The 16,920-nt window shown below is 58.4% G+C and carries 22 protein-coding genes; 11 read left to right on the plus strand and 11 right to left on the minus strand.

Annotation, left to right across the window (positions count from 1 at the left end):
• Positions 1-97 precede the first annotated feature (97 nt).
• The 4 genes from I9185_RS07860 to I9185_RS07875 are packed head-to-tail and all read left to right on the plus strand — an operon-like array spanning position 98 to position 4,663.
• Positions 98-757 carry an ATP-binding cassette domain-containing protein gene (locus I9185_RS07860; protein WP_152458943.1) on the plus strand — a complete coding sequence of 220 codons (660 nt, stop codon included), beginning with the start codon at positions 98-100 and terminating at the stop codon, positions 755-757.
• Positions 735-2,312, plus strand: coding sequence for a capsule biosynthesis protein (locus tag I9185_RS07865; RefSeq protein ID WP_210092722.1), 1,578 nt, complete (start codon positions 735-737; stop codon positions 2,310-2,312). Before I9185_RS07860 ends, I9185_RS07865 begins: the two co-directional genes overlap by 23 nt.
• 5 nt (positions 2,313-2,317) lie before the next feature.
• Complete coding sequence (kdsA, locus tag I9185_RS07870; protein WP_210092723.1) at positions 2,318-3,151, plus strand: 3-deoxy-8-phosphooctulonate synthase; 834 nt, start codon at positions 2,318-2,320, stop codon at positions 3,149-3,151.
• A 15-nt stretch (positions 3,152-3,166) separates the two neighbouring features.
• On the plus strand, positions 3,167-4,663 hold the full coding sequence (locus I9185_RS07875) for a phosphomannomutase/phosphoglucomutase (RefSeq protein ID WP_210092724.1): 1,497 nt from the start codon (positions 3,167-3,169) through the stop codon (positions 4,661-4,663).
• Between the two features lie 47 nt (positions 4,664-4,710).
• On the opposite strand, the gene I9185_RS07880 is transcribed toward I9185_RS07875, so the two are convergent.
• The gene (locus tag I9185_RS07880) at positions 4,711-6,720 is read right to left on the minus strand and encodes an AsmA family protein (protein WP_245223429.1); all 2,010 of its coding nucleotides are present in this window, start codon (positions 6,718-6,720) and stop codon (positions 4,711-4,713) included.
• Positions 6,721-6,760: 40 nt separating this feature from the next.
• Between I9185_RS07880 and rimO the strand changes: the two genes are divergently transcribed.
• Both rimO and I9185_RS07890 read left to right on the plus strand, forming a co-directional pair.
• Complete coding sequence (rimO, locus tag I9185_RS07885) at positions 6,761-8,149, plus strand: 30S ribosomal protein S12 methylthiotransferase RimO (protein WP_171634341.1); 1,389 nt, start codon at positions 6,761-6,763, stop codon at positions 8,147-8,149.
• 112 nt (positions 8,150-8,261) lie between these two features.
• Positions 8,262-8,621 carry a hypothetical protein gene (locus I9185_RS07890; RefSeq protein WP_171634344.1) on the plus strand — a complete coding sequence of 120 codons (360 nt, stop codon included), beginning with the start codon at positions 8,262-8,264 and terminating at the stop codon, positions 8,619-8,621.
• Between the two features lie 136 nt (positions 8,622-8,757).
• Here the strand turns inward: I9185_RS07890 and I9185_RS07895 are convergent, their stop codons facing one another.
• Complete coding sequence (locus tag I9185_RS07895) at positions 8,758-8,946, minus strand: hypothetical protein (RefSeq protein WP_050604769.1); 189 nt, start codon at positions 8,944-8,946, stop codon at positions 8,758-8,760.
• Positions 8,947-9,175: 229 nt separating this feature from the next.
• On the opposite strand from I9185_RS07895, the gene I9185_RS07900 reads away from it, so the two are divergent.
• On the plus strand, positions 9,176-9,418 hold the full coding sequence (locus I9185_RS07900; RefSeq protein ID WP_209832295.1) for a CDGSH iron-sulfur domain-containing protein: 243 nt from the start codon (positions 9,176-9,178) through the stop codon (positions 9,416-9,418).
• On the opposite strand, the gene I9185_RS07905 is transcribed toward I9185_RS07900, so the two are convergent.
• The 5 genes from I9185_RS07905 to I9185_RS07925 all read right to left on the minus strand — a co-directional run bounded on the left by I9185_RS07905 (position 9,419) and on the right by I9185_RS07925 (position 11,356).
• Positions 9,419-9,679: a DUF6455 family protein gene (locus I9185_RS07905; protein WP_210092725.1), complete on the minus strand. Its 261-nt coding sequence runs from the start codon at positions 9,677-9,679 to the stop codon at positions 9,419-9,421. It lies immediately after the preceding gene.
• A complete protein-coding gene (locus I9185_RS07910) occupies positions 9,679-9,948 on the minus strand; it encodes a DUF6455 family protein (RefSeq protein ID WP_171634354.1) in 270 nt (89 codons plus the stop codon). The genes I9185_RS07905 and I9185_RS07910 overlap by 1 nt, the downstream gene beginning before the upstream one ends.
• 14 nt (positions 9,949-9,962) lie before the next feature.
• Positions 9,963-10,214, minus strand: coding sequence for a DUF6455 family protein (locus tag I9185_RS07915; RefSeq protein ID WP_171634356.1), 252 nt, complete (start codon positions 10,212-10,214; stop codon positions 9,963-9,965).
• A 69-nt stretch (positions 10,215-10,283) separates the two neighbouring features.
• Positions 10,284-10,652: a YigZ family protein gene (locus I9185_RS07920; protein ID WP_171206242.1), complete on the minus strand. Its 369-nt coding sequence runs from the start codon at positions 10,650-10,652 to the stop codon at positions 10,284-10,286.
• The gene (locus tag I9185_RS07925) at positions 10,649-11,356 is read right to left on the minus strand and encodes a M48 family metallopeptidase (RefSeq protein WP_210092726.1); all 708 of its coding nucleotides are present in this window, start codon (positions 11,354-11,356) and stop codon (positions 10,649-10,651) included. Before I9185_RS07925 ends, I9185_RS07920 begins: the two co-directional genes overlap by 4 nt.
• A 120-nt stretch (positions 11,357-11,476) precedes the next feature.
• On the opposite strand from I9185_RS07925, the gene I9185_RS07930 reads away from it, so the two are divergent.
• Positions 11,477-11,725 (plus strand): hypothetical protein, encoded by a 249-nt coding sequence (locus tag I9185_RS07930; protein ID WP_170346090.1) that lies wholly within the window; start codon positions 11,477-11,479, stop codon positions 11,723-11,725.
• Here the strand turns inward: I9185_RS07930 and I9185_RS07935 are convergent.
• On the minus strand, positions 11,713-11,988 hold the full coding sequence (locus tag I9185_RS07935) for a DUF167 domain-containing protein (protein WP_209832292.1): 276 nt from the start codon (positions 11,986-11,988) through the stop codon (positions 11,713-11,715). The two genes, I9185_RS07930 and I9185_RS07935, sit on opposite strands and share 13 nt — an antisense overlap.
• 135 nt (positions 11,989-12,123) lie before the next feature.
• Between I9185_RS07935 and I9185_RS07940 the strand changes: the two genes are divergently transcribed.
• Entirely contained in the window at positions 12,124-12,702 is a 579-nt protein-coding gene (locus I9185_RS07940) for a nitroreductase family protein (RefSeq protein ID WP_171722766.1), read from the plus strand.
• Positions 12,699-13,397: an EI24 domain-containing protein gene (locus I9185_RS07945; RefSeq protein ID WP_171634371.1), complete on the plus strand. Its 699-nt coding sequence runs from the start codon at positions 12,699-12,701 to the stop codon at positions 13,395-13,397. The genes I9185_RS07940 and I9185_RS07945 overlap by 4 nt, the downstream gene beginning before the upstream one ends.
• Before the next feature lie 6 nt (positions 13,398-13,403).
• On the opposite strand, the gene I9185_RS07950 is transcribed toward I9185_RS07945, so the two are convergent.
• Entirely contained in the window at positions 13,404-13,676 is a 273-nt protein-coding gene (locus I9185_RS07950) for a DUF1467 family protein (protein WP_117867937.1), read from the minus strand.
• A 24-nt stretch (positions 13,677-13,700) separates the two neighbouring features.
• Positions 13,701-14,105 (minus strand): methylmalonyl-CoA epimerase, encoded by a 405-nt coding sequence (gene mce / locus I9185_RS07955; RefSeq protein WP_170346086.1) that lies wholly within the window; start codon positions 14,103-14,105, stop codon positions 13,701-13,703.
• Positions 14,106-14,241: 136 nt separating this feature from the next.
• Here mce and I9185_RS07960 point away from each other — a divergent pair, with 136 nt between their 5' ends.
• Positions 14,242-14,961 (plus strand): response regulator, encoded by a 720-nt coding sequence (locus I9185_RS07960; RefSeq protein WP_171634374.1) that lies wholly within the window; start codon positions 14,242-14,244, stop codon positions 14,959-14,961.
• Positions 14,962-15,133: 172 nt separating this feature from the next.
• Here the strand turns inward: I9185_RS07960 and aspS are convergent, their stop codons facing one another.
• Positions 15,134-16,912, minus strand: a complete 1,779-nt coding sequence (gene aspS / locus I9185_RS07965; RefSeq protein ID WP_209832290.1) for an aspartate--tRNA ligase — start codon at positions 16,910-16,912, stop codon at positions 15,134-15,136.
• Positions 16,913-16,920 lie beyond the last annotated feature (8 nt).

The raw sequence follows: 16,920 nt of genomic DNA on the forward strand, positions 1-16,920 counted from the left end.
AATTCGACATAATGTAGCCAACATGGGCCGGTAAAAAATACCCTTTCTGGCCGCCCGCAAGTGCGACAACACAAACGAAACGAGCAGCAGACCGCGAATGCTAGAATTCGACAACGTCAGCAAATCCTTCTGGACCGGAACGCGCCGCAAGGTGATTCTGGATCGGGTCTCGTTTCGGGTCGAACTGGGCACCTCACTGGGCGTTCTGGCCCCGAACGGAACCGGAAAAACCACGTTGATCAACATGATGGCCGGTCTGGAAAAACCCGACGAAGGCGTGGTCCGCCGCGAATGCCGGGTGTCCTTCCCCATGGGGTTCACCGGTGGCGTGTCGGGAAAACTGTCAGCGCTTGAGAACGCGCGCTACATCGCCAAGATCTACGGTATGGACCCCGACTATATCGAGGCCTATTGCAAATGGCTCTGCGGTCTGGGCGAATATTTCGACCAGCCCCTTGCCACTTACTCCTCTGGGATGAGAGCGCGTTTCACCTTTTCTTTGATGCTGGCGCTGGACTTTGACATGTATCTCATCGACGAAGGGATGCCGGCGACAACAGATGTCGAATTCAACGAAAAGGCAGGGGCGATCCTGAAGGAAAGGTTGCGCACGACGACTTTGGTGATCGTATCGCACAGCCCGTCCGTGTTGGAGAAATTCGCCCAGAAAGCGGCCGTACTTCTGGACGGGCAATTGTATATGTTTGACTCCTTGGAAGAGGCAAAGCAGCTGTATGACTACGAAACCCAAGGTTAGAAAATACAACTGGCGCCGCAGACGCCAGACGGAAAACTCGGCCGAGGCGCGATCGGACGCCATCTCGCGTATTCGCAACGCGACACAAGGCCCTGCGGCCGCCGACGAAGCACAGCCCGGGACGCAGCTGGACGACATCAAGCGCGAAGGCCTGACGGGCCGTCAATTGCGTATCGCACGACGTCTGGCGCAGAAACACGGTCTGGCCGCGACGTCGGACTATGACGCGGTGCGATTGCTGCGCAAAAAGGGCATCGACCCCTTCCAGCGCACCAATCTTCTGGAGCTTGCCGCCGCAAGGCCATCGGACGAGGGTGACAAACCCATGGACAGGATCAACGTTCAACTGCCGCAGGCCATGGGTGCCGAGAAAACAAATCTGCCCGGGCCCGAGCTCAGCCCGGCTGAGCGGCGCAATTTTGAAATTGGCCAAATCCAAAAAGACATCGCCCGTCGTCGCAAGCGTAAATTGTTTGGACTGTTTGCGCGTCTGGCGGCCTTTGTGTTCTTGCCGACCTTCATTGTCGGCTTCTATTTCTATCGCATCGCCACGCCGATGTATGCCAGCGATTCCGAATTCCTGATTCTTCAAGCGGATGGCGGACCGGGCAATATCGGCGGTCTGCTTGCCGGCACGCAATTCGCCACCACACAGGATTCGATCTCGGTTCAGTCCTTTCTGGAATCGAAAGAAGCTTTGCTGTTGCTGGACCGCGATGCCGGGTTTTCTGATGTTTTCAAGCAGGAATGGATCGACCCGATTCAAAGACTGGCGCCAGACGCCTCGCTTGAAGACGCCTATAAGCTGTTCAAACGCATGATTACAATCGGCTATGACCCGACCGAAGGGGTCATTCGGATGGAGGTTGCCGCCCCCGACGCGCAGACATCGACCGAATTTTCCGAGCGCCTGATTTCTTATGCCGAAGACAGGGTGAACGCCTTGTCCGGAAAAAAACGCGAAGACCAGATGCGCGACGCGCTGCAAAGTTTCGAAGCGGCGCAGGAAGCGCGCAGGCAGGCTCAGGAAGAGTTGATCGAGCTTCAGCTTCAGGGCGCAGTTCTTGACCCCGAAAACGTCATTGCCAGCCTGCGTGCCCGCATCAACGAAATCGAAATACTGGTTCAGGACAAAGAGCTTGAACTCGCCGCGCTTCAGGACAACCTGCGCCCGAACAAGGCAAAAGTTGATGGCGTCAAGGCAGATATCACCCGTCTGGAAAAAGTTCTGAGAGAACTGAATGCCGAGATGCAGGATGCCTCGGACGGCGAAAACTCGCTGGCGCGGCTGAGCGTGCGTATCCAAATCGCGCAGGCGGACCTGGCGGCGCGTGACATGATGCTGCAAACGGCAATGCAGCAAATGGAATCGACCCGGTCAGAAGCCAACCGGCAGGTGCGCTATCTGACCGTCTCGGTCAACCCGGTTCCCAGTCAGGAACCCAGCTATCCGCGCAAGTTCGAAAATACGATTTTGGCATTCCTGTTGTTTGCTGGTATCTACCTGATGATCTCGCTTACCGCGTCGGTCCTTCGTGAACAGGTATCCTCATAAAACTCATGAAACATGTTAAAATCTCCGACCTGACAGTCGGCAACAACCTTCCACTGACCATCATAGCTGGGCCATGTCAGCTTGAAACGGCAGACCATGCGCAGATGATTGCGGGCAAGATGAAAGAAGCCTGCGATGCAGCCGGTGCGCAATATGTCTTCAAGGCGTCTTATGACAAGGCGAACCGGACATCTCTGTCGGGCAAGCGTGGCATGGGCATTGATGCGGGGCTGAAGGTACTGGATGACATCCGCAAAACGATGGGCATCCCGGTTCTGACCGATGTTCATACCGAAGCGCAATGCGCCATCGCAGCCGAGGCGGTGGACGTTCTGCAAATTCCGGCATTCCTGTGCCGTCAGACCGACATGCTGCTGGCTGCGGGCAATACCGGCGCAGTGGTCAATGTGAAAAAGGGCCAGTTTCTTGCGCCGTGGGAGATGCCCAATATCGTGTCCAAGATCGAAAGCACGGGGAACAAGAATATCCTGCTGACCGAACGTGGCACTTCGTTCGGCTACAACACGCTGGTGGCTGATATGCGGTCCCTGCCACAAATGGCCCAAACCGGTTATCCGGTGGTGATGGATGCAACCCATTCCGTGCAGCAACCGGGTGGACAGGGCGGATCTTCAGGCGGACAACGCGAATTTGCACCCGTGATGGCCCGCGCCGCGGTTTCTCTGGGTGTCGGGGCCGTGTTCATTGAAACCCATCAGGATCCGGACTCGGCCCCATCGGACGGGCCAAATATGATCCCGCTCGATCAGATGCCCCAACTTGTTGACACATTGATGCAATTTGATGCGCTTGCTAAAGAGAATCCGATTCAGATTTAACGATTGAGATTTCTTATGATCAAACCCCTCACCGAGGTAACACCCAACAGCTGGACCTTTCTGCGCGACGCGATGATCACGCCCACCGGGTTCCGTGAATACGATGCCCGTTGGAAATATCCTGAAGAGATCAACCTGCCCGGCATGACCGCGCTTGGGCTGGGACTTGGCACACAGATGCACAGGCGCGGGATCGAGCCTGTGATCGCGGTCGGAAACGACTATCGCGATTATTCACTGGCGATCAAAAATGCCCTGATGCTGGGCCTGATGCAGGCTGGTATCCGCGTCAAAGACATCGGCCCTGCGCTCAGCCCCATGGCCTATTTTGCGCAGTTCCATCTGGATGTGCCTGCGGTGGCCATGGTCACCGCCAGCCACAACCCGAACGGCTGGACCGGGGTCAAAATGGGTTTTGACCGCCCGCTGACCCATGGCCCTGATGAGATGTCGGAACTGCGTGACATCGTACTGAACGGCGAGGGCGTCGCGCGCGAAGGCGGCTCGTACGAGTTCGTCGATGGCGTCAAAGAGGCCTATATCGACGACCTGGTCGGGGATTTCAAAATGTCCCGTCCACTGAAAGTGGTCTGCGCGACCGGGAATGGTACGGCTTCGGCCTTTGCGCCCGAGATTTTCGAACGGATCGGGGTTGAGGTCGTGCCCAGCCATAACCGGCTGGACTATACCTTCCCCAACTACAACCCGAACCCGGAAGCCATGGAGATGCTGCACGACATGGCCGCCACGGTGAAATCCAGCGGTGCCGATCTGGCGTTGGGGTTTGACGGTGACGGAGACCGCTGCGGCGTCGTCGATGATGAGGGTGAGGAGATCTTTGCCGACAAGGTTGGCGTCATCATGGCCCGCGACCTGGCCAAGCTTCACCCCGGATCGACCTTTGTTGCGGATGTGAAATCCACCGGTCTGTTCGCCAGCGACCCCGAGTTGCAGGCCCTGGGCGTCAAAGCCGATTACTGGAAGACCGGCCACAGCCACATGAAGCGCCGCGTCAAGGAAATCGGGGCACTGGCAGGGTTCGAAAAATCAGGCCACTACTTTTTGGCCGAACCGATCGGGCGTGGATACGACTGCGGGATGCGTGTCGCGGTCGAAATCTGCAAACTGATGGACCGCAACCCGGGCAAGAGCATGTCGGACCTGCGCAAGGCCCTGCCCAAGACCTGGTCCACGCCCACGATGTCACCCCACGCCGCCGATACCCAGAAATATGATATCCTTCAGCGGCTGGTCGACAAGCTGGTCGCCAAGGGAGATGCAGGCGAAACACTCGCAGGCCGCGCAATCAAAGAGGTGGTTACGGTGAACGGCGCACGTGTGATTCTGGACAACGGCAGCTGGGGTCTGGTGCGGGCTTCGTCCAATACCCCCAATCTGGTCGTCGTCTGTGAAAGCAGCGAAAGCGAGGCTGAGATGCGCGCCATCTTCGCGGACATTGACGCCGTCATCCGAACCGAGCCCGGTGTCGGCGATTACGACCAAACCATCTGAAAACAACTGCTTGGGGCATATCCCGATGCCCCAAGCACGATGGTTGCTCAGTCGCCGCCGAATAATTTAAGCAGACCTTTTTTTGCCTCTTCTTCAAGCTTGTTCTTGATGGCGTCTTCGATCTGGTCACTGTCGGTGATCGTCGTATCCAATTCGTTTCCGACCTTTTCAAAAACCTTCTGTTTGGCGTCGTCTTCCAGTTCTTTGACCTTCACATCCGCCGCCGCCTCGATCACCTTGGTCAGGTCCGGCTTGATCGACGGGTCGCTCCAGGGGCCTTTGATGCGAACGGGAACCGATATCCCCTGCCCGGAATTGGCCCGCAGCGCCACGGGCGTGAACAGATAGTCGATGTTGCGAGCCCCCAGGTCCACGGTGCCGGTGCCATCTGCGCGGAAATTCTTCAGTGACATGAGCAGATCGCTGTTCGTCAACACGCCCTGGTCGATGGTGAAACTGGCCGTCAGGCTGTTGAACACGGTGGTTCCGCCTGATCCGGTACCCTGCCCCATCAATCGGTCCAGATCGAGCCCGGAAATCACTCCGGGACCGACATCCAGGTTTCCCTTGCCGCTGAGGGACCGCATGATCTGATCCTCGGACTGGCCGACACCCAGAAACTCAAACGCTCCCGCAGCGGTTCCCGACAGGCGTTTGACCCCGGCCATCGTGGTCAGTGCCTGTTTCAGATCGATCCCGGTGGCGGTCACGTTGCCGCCCACAGACAGGCCGTTGCGGTTGTTGGCCACCACCTGACCGTGCAACTGACCCGCAAACAGCGTGGCCGGGTGCATTTCCAGAACGGCCCGCGACCGATCCAGCGACAGGGTCAGATCGCTTTTGCCGAACGTCATCCCGGGCACGGCGATCGAGTTCGCCGTCAGGCGGATTTTACCGTTCGCCAATGCCAGAGCAGACGCGTCTATAGGGTCCGTCGACCACCCCTCAGGTGCAGGAGCGTTTGCCTGAGACGTGCCGCCTGAGGCAGAAGCAGTTTCGGAAATCCGCGACAGATCCAGATCACCGGCTTCCAGACGGGCCACGATACGCGGCGGGTCCGAAATGGTGATATCCGCCTCACCCACGAACCGGTTGTCATCCAATTGCGCAACCATGTTCCGCATGGAAACCCGCCCATCCTGCGTATACGTCATATGCGCTGAAATGTCGGCAGTCTCGCCCAATCCGGGCGGTACGGATGTGCCAGCCTGACCGAAGGCGGCAAGCATCCCTTCAGTGTCACGCGTTACGACCTTGGTGGTTCCATCCATTTCACCCGCAAGATTGACGCGCCCGTCAAATCCGATCTCTCCGCCCGGGGCCGTCAAAGCCAATTCCAGATCAGTCACTGACCCGGCGGCAAATGCCGGCAAGTCCGGGATTTTCAGGTCAACCTGAACCGCACCTCCGGGCACTGGCATGGCGGCCTCCATCACCAACGGGGCCGCCACCTCGGGCCAGCTCGCAGATAGTGTCACGCCCGAGAAATCCATCTGCGTCGAACCGTTTTCCACGTAAATCAGCCGTGCATTCGTCAGTTCCAGCTGATCCAGCGTGACCTGCCCCGAATGCTCAGCGGGCGTCGTGCCCCCGGTCGCGACCGCAGTTGTCGCGGTTGTCTGGGCGCTCAATTCCCAATTGCCGCGACCATCGGATCGTTCCAGCCGCAACACGGGATTGTCTGCAAAAACACGTTTGATCCGCAAATCCCCGTTCAACAGCCCGGCAGCGTCCACTCCGACAGCCAGGCTATCCGCGCTGAGCATCGGCTCCGGTCCGGCCCAGCTTGCGTTGCCGAAACGTACCGGCCCGGTTTCCATCCCGACCACCGGCCAGAAGGAAATGCGCACATCACCGGTCAGCGTCAGATCACGGCCGGTCTGGGCTTTGACCTGCTCGGCCAGAATCGCGGCAAGCTTTTCCCCCGGCATCAGCAACAGCGCGCCGATGATCAACGCGATCACGGCGACAACGATAAACAGGATGCGCATCAGCCATTTCATTTTCTGCTCTCCGCCTTTTGGCTTGTCATTGCCGTGATCATTCAAATCACGCATCACATTTGCAAGGGGAAGCTTTCCCGACTATATGCCGCGCATGACGACAAACCCTCCGAACCTCCGCCCCGACCTGGCGCCTTCTGCCCGGATCACCGAGACACCCCAATCGAACCAGCCAACCATCGGCATGGTGTCTTTGGGCTGCCCGAAGGCGTTGGTCGACAGTGAACGCATTCTGACCCGACTACGTGCCGAAGGATACGGCATTTCGCCAGATTATGCCGGGGCCGATGCCGTCATTGTGAACACCTGCGGGTTCCTCGACAGCGCCAAAGCGGAATCGCTGGACGCGATCGGAGAGGCGCTGGTGGAAAACGGCAAGGTCATCGTGACCGGCTGTTTGGGGGCCGAGCCGGATTACATTCGCGAGCATCACCCTCGCATCATGGCTGTCACCGGCCCACACCAATACGAGCAGGTGCTGGATGCGGTGCACGCCGCCGTGCCCCCCGATCCTGATCCGTTCGTGGACCTGTTGCCCGCCAGCAGTGTGCAGTTGACGCCGCGCCACTACAGCTATCTGAAAATTTCCGAGGGCTGCAACCACAAGTGCAAGTTCTGCATCATCCCCGACATGCGCGGAAAACTGGCCAGTCGCCCGGCGCATGCGGTTCTGCGCGAGGCGGAAAAACTGGTGCAAAACGGCGTGCGCGAATTGCTGGTCATCAGCCAGGACACTTCGGCCTATGGGCTGGACCGGAAATACGACATCAACCCGTGGAAAGACGGTGAAGTGCGCAGCCATATCACCGATCTGGCGCGCGAGCTGGGGCAGCTCGATGCCTGGGTGCGGCTGCACTATGTGTACCCTTATCCGCATGTGCGGGACCTGATCCCACTGATGGCGGATGCCGGGTGCAACGTGCTGCCTTATCTGGATATCCCGTTTCAACACGCCCACCCGGATGTGCTAAAACGCATGGCCCGCCCGGCCGCGTCGGCCAGAACGTTGGATGAAATCAAGGCCTGGCGCGCGATCTGCCCGGATATCACCCTGCGGTCGACCTTTATCGTCGGCTATCCGGGTGAGACGGAGTCGGAATTCCAGACCCTGCTGGACTGGATGGACGAGGCTCAACTGGATCGGGTCGGGTGTTTTCAGTATGAAAACGTCGATGGCGCGCGGTCAAATGACCTGCCCGATCACGTTCCGGCCGAAATCAAGCAAGAACGCTGGGATCGCTTCATGGAAAAGGCACAGGCGATCTCGGAGGCCAAGTTGCGGGCGAAGGTCGGACAGACGCTTGAGGTGATCGTGGACGAGGTCGACGACGAGGCCGCCACCTGCCGCACCAAAGCAGACGCGCCCGAGATCGACGGTAACCTGTTCATCGATGAGGGGTTCGAAAACCTCAGGCCCGGTGACATCGTCACGGTCGAAGTGGACGAGGCCGGAGAATACGATTTGTGGGGCAAACCCGTCTAAGGTCTGACACCGCGTCGAGCACACGGCATATGGGCAAAGCGTGAACCAAGTTTATTGGCCGAACACGCGGTCAGACCCGATCTTGGACTGAAAGCCAATCATGGAGGTTTTCATGTCTAGTATCTTCAAGCTTGGCCTGAATTGCGTGGTTTTCCTGATGGCCGCGCATTTCGTGGCCACTCCCGGTTACGCCCAGCCTACACAGGTCGGCTCTGCCGGATTCATTACGGTTGGCGGCAAACACCTGAGCTTTCAGAAAAACGGCCATCACAAGATAAACTGGTATTACGTGGCCCCGAAGGCCAGGTCACATGCCAAGCGGCCCAAGGCGCATATCAAAAAGCCGGCCCCGGTTTATCGATACACCGCCCCCAAACGGCGTGTCATCGGGCATATCCCCTACGGGTCGGTCAAGCGACAGAAATTCAAGTCATTCAAGTTCAAGCATACCTACGGCTTCAAAAGGCACTAAACAGGGTTCACGCAACGCGAAGAACGCAACCTGTCCGATAGCCGAGAAATCGCAGGCAAGAAAAAACCGCCACAACTGGTGGCGGTTTTTCCCGAAAGCGTACAGGCGGTCCGGGTCCGGGCCGCCTGCGAATGGCTTACTGAGTGATTGGGTCACAGACCGTTTGGCCAGCCTCGGTTGTGGCCAATTGATAACCACCTGGACAGCTGGGTGTGCCGGCTTTGTCATAGCTGGGCTGAACGTAAACAGGTGTCGGTTCTTCCTGCTGCGCACAGGCAGTCAGGATCAGTGCAAATGCGCCAACGGCAGCGAGTTTCAGTTTCATGTCCGTCAATCCTTTATTACTTTTCTGATATTGCCCAGCTTTTCGGGGCCAGGTTAAGAATACGGGCTGAACGACAATCTGGCAACTGAATCGATCACGTCTTCGTGAGTCACAGCGAATCCATGCCAATCCAATGGCGCAATGACGTTCTTTGAGGCGTAAAACCTATCCTTCTGACTCCGGCGCCCTAAACTGTTGCAGCGAATTCATCCAAAGACGGAGAAGCCATATGTCAAACGCACCCATCATTGCCCGAAAATCGCCTTTTCCGGTCGAGGTCGTCGAAGGGAAAACCTATTTCTGGTGCGCCTGCGGCAAATCCAGCCGCCAGCCGTTTTGCGACGGATCGCACAAAGGCACCGGGTTAGAGCCTGTGAAATATACTGCGGAAAACAGCAAAAAGGCCTTCTTTTGTGGGTGCAAGCAAAGCTCGAAACCGCCTTTGTGCGACGGAACGCACAACGGGCTTTGATCAGGTTTTCAACCCATTCAGTATCTCGGCATTGGGGCAAAAATCCGGGGCAGTGGTCGCTGTGTTCTGTTGCCGGGCAAGCCAAAACTCGCATTGTACGTCACATCCGGCAGCACGGCACCGCGTGACAAGCTCGGCGTATTTTTCGGGTGAAAGACGTCCTTCGGCCATCGCTTCGGTCATTGAAATGCCCATACAGCGTGACACCGAGCGCGTAAGCCAAAAGTGCTTTTCGATTTCCCCCAACGTGACCTGAGACATCAAGCGTTCTCCACCTGCTTGGTTTTGAGGGCAGTAAAGTACTTGCGATTCGGGCATGTCGTCGGTGCCTGTTCAACCTGCTCGCGCCGTTCCAACCATTCCGGGCAGTCCCTGGCCCAGGAACAGCCGCGACACTGCTGCACGATTTCAGCCCATTCTTGCTGTTTCAGATGACCTTTCCGATAGGCCGCAGCCAAATCGGTTCCGGTTGTTTGCCCCATACGCAACACCAAGCGCAGATGGGTCATGATTTCGCCCAGATGTGTCATGGCAGACCTTTGTGTCAAGGCAGGAGATTGTGAAGCAATTCCTGATTTCGGCAGTATTCGGGCGTCCGCCGGGCAGATCCGGGATTGTTCAGCAAACTCTTGCAGTGATCTGGGTTCGGGCAGTCGGTACAGCGCAAAACAGCATCAGAAATCTGGTCCACGGAAACGGACCCGTCAATGGCGGCTTCCTCAAGATCAATGTCCAGCATTCTGGCCATATCGTCCACCAATCCGGCATGCAGCCGCAGGGTCTCGTGGGAGGGCATGCTGTTTCCTTTCGCTTTCACGCTGTGTCCAAAGGGTAGCGCATCTGCGAAGGCAAACTTTGACTCAGGTCAAGATTGGACGCCGATGTGATCCAGATAGGCCCGCGTGGCATCCTGAACACGGCGAAAGCGGTCCCCGCCCAGTTTCTTGCCGCCATACCAGCGCGTCACGATTATTACGTGATTTTTCAGCCCGGCGCGTTCGATCATCCGAAGGATCACCATGCCCGCGCCGCTTTCCCCATCATCAGCTTTCAACGCGCCGGTCGGCAAAGCCGCAGCCCAGGTGTTGTGGGTGGCCTTGGCATAGCTCTTGTCGGATTTCAAATCGTTCAGAACGGCATCGATTTCAGCCCGCGTCGTGACCTGCGCCCCGGACACCGCGTATTTCGAGCCGCGATCCGTCATGACAACACCCAAGCATGTAAGTTCGGTCATTGGGACAAACCCAATTGCTCTGCTGTTTCCCGCACGATCTGCACACGTTGTGCATTTGGTGGGTGGGTTCCCAAAAACCTGTCACCGGGATCCGGGATGCGATCAAAGAATCTTGCCCCGACCAACGGATTGTATCCCGCATTATACGTGATGATGGTTCCCAACTGGTCTGCCTCCAGCTCAAAGTCTTTCACATAAGCCTGAACGCCAACCTGCGCGCCCAGCTTTTGTGCCTCTTCAATGGCGGCGGCATCCCCGCCGCGCAACTCTGCCACCCGCCCGAACTCAGCCGCGCTGGCGCTGGCGATTTCACTCTGCCTGCCGATATGCCCTAACACGTGGTGGGCTGCTTCATGCCCCATGACAAACGCCAGTTCATCCGCGTTCTGGGTGGATTCGATCATCGAGCGGGTGAATATGATCACCGGCTGCTTGTTTTCATCCAGCGTCTGGAATGCATTGACCGAAGCCCGAGGGTTCAGGTCGACAAGAATCCGAAAGTCGCAATTCTGCCCGGTCGTCTGTTTCAGACACTGGCTGCGGGCTTCCGCTCCAACAGCGCGACTGACCTCTCGGAAGGTTTGCACCATCGGTTCGGCCTCTGGCTCGTCCCCCAGCCATTCCTCGGCGGGTTGGACGCGCAAGGCCCCCCCTCCACATGCCGCAAGCAGCAGGGACAGCAATAAAACAAACCATCTGTGCATGTCATATCCTTTGAGACCGAATGGCCGTGATTTCAACATAGTACGCCCGTGCCGGCGAAACCACACCACCGGTTCAACGAACGGCTTGCATTGCGCCCCAGCGGCTTGCACTCTGGCCTCATGTTTACGATTGAGCATGAATTCGACTCGACGGTCATTACGCTTGTGGACGAAGGTGAACAACCTTTGCAGGAAGATGTGGTGATCAACAATTTCGCGGAATGCGTCACGCTGGAACAACTTGATCCCCGCACCGATCAAATACAGAAGATCACGTTGTCACCCGAGCAGGTGCGGGATCTGGCGGCCGCGCTGGATCTGCCCGAAGGTGTTTATCAAATTCGCGAAACCGGACCTCAGGGGTCATAGGAAAACAGCTTGATCCGTGCGGCTGGCCCCTGCTTCAGCGTCAGGGTCGAGGGCGCGACGCCAAGACATTCTGCAAGCAGCAACTGCACGGCCCTGTTGGCCTTGCCGTTTTCCGGCGGGGCCGTAACGGATACCTTGATCTGCCCGTCTTCGACGCTCACCCGATCGCGGGCCGCCTTGGGCGCCACCTTCAGTTTGAACACGGCCCCGGCCTGCGCCATCGCGCTGAGATCCGGCAGATCGCGCAGTTTGGTTTTCGCCATTGTCTCCTCTTTTTTCTCAAAGTCTTGCACGAAGCACGTCGTAATGAAATTGATCCACGCAATCCATTGGCGTGCCCTTGAAACGGGCAGAATACCGACCAAGATACAGAGTCCCGATGTAAAGGAAGTTAACATATGTCCCTGAAAAACCCCGCCGCTCTGGAGTTTTTGCAGTCGCGCCGGTCCCGGCCGGCCAAGACACTGGTTGCTCCGGCCCCAACCCGGGAAGAGTTGCTGCCGTTGCTGACGGCCGCAGCCCGCAGCCCCGATCACGGCAAACTGGAGCCCTGGCGATTTATCGTTCTGGAAAAGGGCGCCATGTCACGCCTGGCGACCCTGACCGAGGCCTGCGGACAAAGGCTGAACAAGAGCCCGGAAGACATCGCCAAAGCGCGCAGCCAGTTCGATATGGGGCATCTGGCCGTCGCGGTCATCGAGGTTCGCAAACAATCCGAAAAGATTCCGGCCATCGAACAATCCTACTCTGCTGGCGCGGTCTGTCTGGCGCTGCTGAATGCCGCGCTGGCTGCGGGCTGGGGCGCCAATTGGCTGTCGGGTTGGCAAACACATGATCGCGAATTCTGTGTCGATGCTTTCGGGCTTGCCGAAAACGAACGCGTGGCCGGTTTGATTCATATCGCCACCGAGGGAGCGACCCCGCCGGAACGCCCGCGGCCCAACGTGGCCGCGTTGACAGAGTGGGTTTCGGAATGATCATCCTGAACGCCTTTTTCAGCGCACTTGGCCAGACCGGAGACCCCAGGTTTCGCGCCGTATTGCTGCGCGGCGTGGGCCTGACCATTCTGCTGCTGGTTCTGGCCTGTGCAGGTGCGATTTGGTTGATCAACTGGCTGTCCGGCAGCGAAATCTCACTGCCGTTTGTGGGAGCTGTGCCGTGGCTGAACGACGTTCTGAACTATTCCGGTATCGTGCTCGTTCTGATCCTGCCCGTTTTCCTGATGGTGCCGGTCGCGTCGGCCATCACCTCGATCTTTCTGGACGAGGTGGCCCAGGCGGTTGAGGACAAACATTTTCCGACATTGCCGCCCGCACGGCGCATCCCGGTGTCAGAGGCGCTTATGGACGGTCTCAGCTTCCTTGGCCTTCTGATTGTGGCAAACCTGCTGGCGCTGATCCTCTATGCGATTTTCACCCCGCTTGCGCCTTTCATCTTCTGGGCGATGAACGGATTTTTGCTGGGGCGTGAATATTTTACCCTTGCCGCGATGCGAAGGATCGGGCGCGACGGCGCGCGCAAACTGCGGGCCAAACATTCAACGACGATCTGGGTGGCGGGCACACTGATGGCCATTCCGCTTTCAGTGCCGCTGGTGAACCTCGTGATCCCGATCATCGGAGCCGCCACGTTCACCCATATCTATCATGCCTTGTCAGGCCAAAAGGCCTGACGGGGATTACCTTGGCTCCAACTGGTTCAGCCAATCGAAATCCCGCACCGAGATCACGCCCGACAGGATGATCCCGGCGATGATCGCCCACAGAACCACAGAGATACCGGTGGTGATCCACATCTTTCTTTTCATGTGATGCACTTCCGGCGCGCCCGCATGCGTGCCGGGAACGATGTCGCCCAGATCGCCCTGGGTTTTGATGCGAATGGGCAGCACCACCAATAACGTCATGAACCAGATGACGGCGAACAACACCAGCGCGGCAGTAATGGTCATTTCAGGCCCTCCGGGGCTGGGGGGTTATACCTGCTCCAGCTCGACCAGGCAGCCGTTGAAATCCTTGGGGTGCAGAAACAGAACCGGTTTGCCATGCGCACCGATCTTGGGCTCACCTGATCCCAAAACCCGGGCTCCGGTCGCTTTCAGATGATCACGGGCCGCGATGATATCCTCGACCTCGTAACATACATGGTGGATGCCGCCGGCCGGGTTCTTTTCCAAGAACCCGTTGATCGGGCTGTCGTCACCCAGTGGATACAGAAGTTCGATCTTGGTGTTGGGCAGTTCGATGAACACGACCGTGACACCATGATCCGGCTCGTCCTGCGGCGCGCCGACTTTGGCGCCCAGCGCGTTGCGGTATTGCTCAGACGCCGCCTCAAGATCCGGTACGGCGATGGCGACGTGGTTCAGACGTCCAATCATGTCTCACTCCTGCTGTCCTGCGTTGCATGGGTTATGGGGGCTGATCCGCCAAAGGACAAGTGCGCCAAATCGCGCGTTAACGTCGTGTTAGCCAGAAGTTCCTAGCGTGAAGCATCTGCTGCATAGGAGAGCTGCCATGGACGATTCGGGCCTACTTGCCACCACCGCCGCCGCGCCTACCGCGACTAGACCCTTGCTGGGTCAGACCATATTGGTTGTCGAAGACAGCCGGTACGCTTGCGATGCCATCCGCCTGATGTGCCTGCACAGCGGCGCGCGCATTCGCCGTGCGGATTGCCTGAAATCGGCCCGAAGGCACCTACAGATCTATCGGCCTTCGGTTATCCTGGTCGATATGGGCCTGCCGGACGGTTCCGGCGCCGACCTGATCGCCGAATTGGCCGAGGCCACGCCCCGTATCAGTGTCATCATGGGCCTTTCGGGCGATGACGGCAGCGAAGACATGGCTCTTGCGGCCGGCGCGGATGGTTTTTTGTCCAAGCCGCTAAAATCAATGTCCCATTTTCAGAAATCCATTCTGGAACGCCTGCCAGAGGACCGGCGCCCCAGCGGGCTTCATGCCGTGCGCGATGAAATCATCCGCCCGGACCCTCTGGCCTATCAGGACGACATGGCCCATATCGCCGATGTGCTCGCAGGTCCCAACGATCACCGTACATTGGACTACGCCGCACAGTTCCTGCACGGCGTCGCGCGCGAAGCAAATGACAGGCCCTTGGCGGAAGCAGCGCGAAAGCTGGCATTGTCACGCGCGAATGGGACGCCGATCATGGCGCAGGCGGCGCAGGTTGCCGGGATGGTGCAGAACCGACTGGAACAGCGAGAGGCGATTTGAAATGGTGACAGCGTATTTCATCACTGCAACCCTTTTGTGCATCTGGCTGTACCGCCAAACACGGCAGGCCGCGCGTTCCATCCGCGTCAACCGAACCAATCTGAAAGACCCGCTGGACTGACACAGACTGCCTGCGTGCAAAAAAACCGCCCGCGACAAGCGGGCGGTTTTTTTACTGGTCCTGAGGGATAATGCGAAGACCCAGCTCCATCAACTGATCCGAGGTCGGGTCCGAAGGTGCGTCCATCATCAGATCTTCGGCTCGCTGGTTCATCGGGAACATCATGACTTCGCGGATATTGGCCTCATCTGCCAACAGCATCACGATCCGGTCGATACCAGCCGCGCACCCACCGTGTGGCGGGGCGCCGTAGTGGAAGGCATTGAACAGGGCACCAAAGCGGGATTTCACTTCATCCTCGCCATAGCCCGCCAGTTCAAAGGCCTTCAGCATGATTTCCGGCTTGTGGTTCCGGATCGCGCCTGAAACCAGCTCGTACCCGTTGCACGCCAGATCATACTGGTAGCCGCGCACATCCAGCGGGTTGCCCTGCAACGCCTCCATACCGCCCTGCGGCATCGAGAACGGGTTGTGTTCGAAATCGATCGCGCCGGTTTCCTCGTCTTGCTCATAGATCGGGAAATCGACGATCCAGGCAAAGGCAAAACGGTCTTTTTCGGTCAGGTTCAATTCCTCACCGATCACGTCACGCGCCTTGCCGGCAACCTTTTCAAAGGCTTTTGGCTTGCCGCCCAGGAAAAACGCCGCATCGCCAACGCCCAGACCCAGTTGCTGACGGATTGCCTCGGTGCGTTCGGGGCCGATGTTCTTGGCCAGCGGTCCCGCAGCCTCCATCCCCTCACCCTGATCGCGCCAGAAGATATAGCCCATGCCGGGCAGACCTTCCTTCTGGGCAAAGGCGTTCATGCGGTCACAGAACTTCCGGCTGCCACCGGTCGGCGCGGGGATCGCGCGGATCTCGGTGCCTTCCTGTTCAAGCAGCTTGGCGAAGATCGCGAAACCGGAACCGCGGAAATGCTCGGAGACCACCTGCATCTTGATGGGGTTCCGCAGGTCCGGCTTGTCTGTGCCGTACCACAGCGCCGCGTCCTTGTAGGAAATTTGCGGCCAGTCCTGATCAACCTTGCGGCCACCGCCAAACTCTTCGAACACGCCGGTCAGAACGGGCTGGATCGTGTCGAACACGTCCTGCTGTTCAACAAAGGACATCTCGAGGTCGAGCTGATAGAAATCGGTGGGCGAGCGGTCGGCGCGCGGGTCTTCGTCACGGAAGCATGGTGCGATCTGGAAGTATTTGTCGAAGCCCGACACCATGATCAGCTGTTTGAACTGCTGAGGTGCCTGTGGCAGCGCGTAGAATTTGCCCGGGTGCAGACGCGACGGCACCAGGAAGTCACGCGCGCCTTCGGGCGACGAGGCGGTGATGATCGGCGTCTGATACTCGCGGAAGCCCTGATCCCACATACGCTTGCGCATGGAGGCTACCACGTCCGAGCGCAGGGTCATGTTCCGCTGCATCGCCTCGCGGCGCAGGTCCAGATAGCGATAGCGCAGACGCGTTTCCTCGGGGTATTCCTGATCGCCGAAGACCATCAGCGGCAATTCGTCGGCGGCCCCCAGAACTTCCAGTTCGCGCACGTAAACCTCGATCTCGCCGGTGGGCAGTTTCGGGTTCACCAAGTCCGGGTCACGGGCTTTGACGGTGCCGTCGATACGGATGCACCATTCGGACCGCACCTTTTCAAGCTCGGCAAAGGCGGCGCTGTCGCCGTCGCACAGGATCTGGGTTACACCGAAATGGTCGCGAAGATCGATGAACAGCACGCCCCCATGATCTCGAACCCGATGCACCCAACCGGACAGGCGAACGGTTTCTCCGACATTGGCGGCGGTCAAGGCGGCGCAGGTGTGGCTGCGATAGGCGTGCATGGAATATC

Origin of the sequence: Ruegeria sp. HKCCSP346, assembly GCF_017872595.1 — a bacterium.
GTDB lineage: Bacteria > Pseudomonadota > Alphaproteobacteria > Rhodobacterales > Rhodobacteraceae > Ruegeria.